Consider the following 3,094-nt stretch of genomic DNA (forward strand, 5'->3'; position numbering starts at 1 on the left):
TCTGTACCAGCGCCAGGCGCTGCCCGAGCTGCTCGTGTCGCGCGAGCAGGCCATCGAGGCGATGGGCGTGCTCCTCGGGGCCACGGCGGCCATCGAGCTGATCCTGGACCGCCTCGCGATCTCCGACCTCGCCCACCACGCGAACCACGAGGAGGGGGTGGCCTTCAACGAGGCCATCGAGGAGACCGACGCCGCGCTCGTGCGGCTCGCCAGCCAGACGGCCGAGTCGTTCGAGCACACGCAGGAGCCCGCGGCGGCCCAGGCGCGCGCCTCCAGCTAGCCCCCCCGACCCGCAACGTAGTTCTGCCCCGACCGACGCGCCTTCACGCGCTCGGTCGGGGTCCCACCCGAGATCTCATCATCCGATGAGTGCTCGGGCGGGAATCGATAACGATTGCACTTTCACCCACAAGCAACGAGAGGAGGGCAGATGCCCGCATCCAGATTCAGGTTCGACGTCTCGAGTGCCTGCTCGGCGTTCCAGATCGAGACGATCGGCACGAAGGTCATCGCCAGCGAGGACTTCCGGTCGCTCCTGTGGCTCGCGCTCGGCGCGCACGATCCCTCGAGAGATCGCAAGCCAGGCCAGCACTACATCGTGCTGCCCCGCGAGGCGAACGCGACGGTCTCCGCGGGCGTCGGAAGACGAAGGCCCGACCCTGCCCGCTACGTCCTGCGCTGCCACCGCGGCCGCGTGAGCGCGTATCTCCAGCGAGGCTGCGCCGAAGCGGTCGAGTCCGTCGCCGTCGTCGTCTACACCCGCGAGGCGTACCTCGCGGATCCGGACGTCCTGGCGGACCACGCGGAGGCCGCCCGGATCGGGAGCGAGGTCACCCACGTTGTCGTGGCGGTGCTCGCCTCCGCCGGTCCGCCCTCGCCGCTCACGCCGTTCCGGCTCGTCGCGAACCTCGCGGGCGGGAACAACGAGGCGCTCGAGTGGACCGCGGACGAAATCCGCACGAAGGCCCGCGAAAGCGCCGCGTACGCCGACGCCTGGGACGTCGTCGCGGACTGACGCGCAACACGTGGGGAGGGGTCCGATGCCTGTCCGCCTCTGGCGGAGACATCGGCCTCCTCCCCGAATGGCCCTGACAATCTGTCGGGGCTCCACCCGAGCGGTTGATCTCGCGGGAGATCGACAGTTCAGGCGGGAAACATTGATCGCACCTTCAACAACCACCAGCGAAAGGAGCTCGACGTGAAGCAAGTATTCTCTGTACTTGCCGGCGTGCTCATCATCGCCGGCTTCGTCCCGTACATCTGGGCGATTCTCCGCAAGGGAGCGAAGCCCGTGAAGGCGACGTGGATCATCTGGATAACCCTCGACACGATTACGCTCGCGGGCATGATCGTGAAGGGGACCGTGAACGGCCAACTCATCGGTGCGATGATCGGTGTATCCATCGTCGTCGGCCTCGCGCTGAAGTTCGGATCGCCGGGCTGGACGCGGCTCGACCGATTCTGCCTCGGCGGCGCGGCGCTCGGCATCGCGCTTTGGGCGCTCACGAGGGACCCGATCGCCGGCATCGCCACGAGCTGCGCGGTTCTCTTCCTCGGATCCATCCCGACGTTCGTGTCGGCGTGGGAGGACCCGAACCGCGAGAGCACGCTCGCGTGGACGTTCTACTGGTGCTCGTGCGTATTCGCGATCGCGGCGATTCCGCAATGGACGATCGCAGACGCACTCCAGCCGATCACCTTCGCGGTCACCGACACGACCGCAATGGCGATACTCCTCGTTCGACCGCGCATGCTCGCGCGTCAACGGAAACTCGCAGCGTCATCGAGTGTGGCCTCGTGAGATAGCCGCACCGACCCCGGGCGTAGCTCAGGCTGGTACCCGCCAAAAGCGCCGAGCGCATTTTGGCGGGCTGTCGCCCGGACCTGATCCCGACCACACGGTTGGGATCCCACCCGAGACTCGAACGTTAACGTTCGGGATTCAGGCGGGAACATTTCGACCGTACCTTTACTCTTCGGAGGAATCATGGACTCGACGGCAATCGCGTGGTCGCTCATGGCGATCCAGATGATCGTGTGGGCGTGGATGCAGCAGAACGGGGGGACGCTTCCGGACCGCAAGTACTTCGTCTTCTGCCCGCTGTTCATGCTCGGCCAAATCGGCGCGAGCATCGAGTGTCTCACGTCCCCGTCACCCGCGTGGGGGACCTTCGTCGTCCAGGTGTACTTCTTCGCCTGGACCGCATACGGCGGCATCGTACGGTTCCGGAGTCGCGGCAATCGCGCGCCTGGTGATGGACCAACGCGTTGGGCGCAGAAGCGCGTGCGGTTTCACGCCGGCGTCAACGAGGTCCTCGTGCACGAGTGCACGCGCCCGCGATGGAGACCGGAATCGACACCACCCAGTGGACTCAACATCTTCGAGATCTTCTGGGATGCCGACCGACACCTCGCATCCGCGACCGACGGCCTGCACTGCACGCCGATCGATTTCTGCCCGTTCTGCGGGCGCACGCTCGGCACCCCACCGGGAGTCGCACGCGCTCCGCGAGCAGTTGCGAACGCATGACGTCACATGGCTTCGCGAAATATACGACCCCCCGATGGACATCGGGGGATCCCACCCGAGATCCGAACGTCTCTCCGTTCGGGCCTCAGGTGGGAATCATTCCGACCGTACCTTCAACCCAAGAGGAGGAAACACGACATGAAGACGACCGCAACCCTGTTGTTGCTCGTCGGCTGCGCGACGGCGCGCCCCGACGCACGTCCAACGACGCCGGCCGCGCCGACGCCCACGGAGGAACGCGAGGCGCCCGAGGCCCAGGAGGCCCAGCGCCTCGCCGCCGAGCTCGAGACCTCGCTCGCGAACCCGCCGCCCGTCGTCCCGGAGCCCACGCCGCCCGATCCGTTCTGGGCCGGGTACATGGTGGTGAATCCGGCGGCGCCGAGCGTCGCCATCCTCTTCGCGGAGGACGCCATCATCGACGAAGCGGTGCTCGACCACGGCGTCCGGCTCGCTCCCGAACCGTACGGGAAGACGGGCTGGCGGTTCCCGGTCACGCGGGGCGCGCAGCTCATGTCCGCGGTGCGAATCGACGACCAGCACGTGACCGCCGAGATGCCGATCCGC

Annotated in this window: 5 protein-coding genes; all 5 read left to right on the forward strand. The window is 67.1% G+C overall.

Going from position 1 to position 3,094, the window contains the following annotated elements:
* A partial coding sequence (locus Q8Q85_01590; protein MDP3772937.1) for a hypothetical protein occupies nt 1-280 on the forward strand: 280 nt, incomplete at its 5' end.
* A gap of 150 nt (nt 281-430) precedes the next feature.
* Nucleotides 431-1,015: a hypothetical protein gene (locus tag Q8Q85_01595; GenBank protein ID MDP3772938.1), complete on the forward strand. Its 585-nt coding sequence runs from the start codon at nt 431-433 to the stop codon at nt 1,013-1,015.
* A 183-nt stretch (nt 1,016-1,198) separates the two neighbouring features.
* A complete protein-coding gene (locus tag Q8Q85_01600; GenBank protein ID MDP3772939.1) occupies nt 1,199-1,801 on the forward strand; it encodes a hypothetical protein in 603 nt (200 codons plus the stop codon).
* Nucleotides 1,802-1,987: 186 nt separating this feature from the next.
* Nucleotides 1,988-2,530 (forward strand): hypothetical protein, encoded by a 543-nt coding sequence (locus tag Q8Q85_01605; GenBank protein MDP3772940.1) that lies wholly within the window; start codon nt 1,988-1,990, stop codon nt 2,528-2,530.
* Nucleotides 2,531-2,668: 138 nt separating this feature from the next.
* The coding region (locus Q8Q85_01610) for a hypothetical protein (GenBank protein ID MDP3772941.1) at nt 2,669-3,094 on the forward strand (426 nt) is incomplete at its 3' end.

This window comes from Gemmatimonadales bacterium, assembly GCA_030697825.1.
Taxonomy (GTDB): Bacteria; Gemmatimonadota; Gemmatimonadetes; order Gemmatimonadales; family JACORV01; genus JACORV01.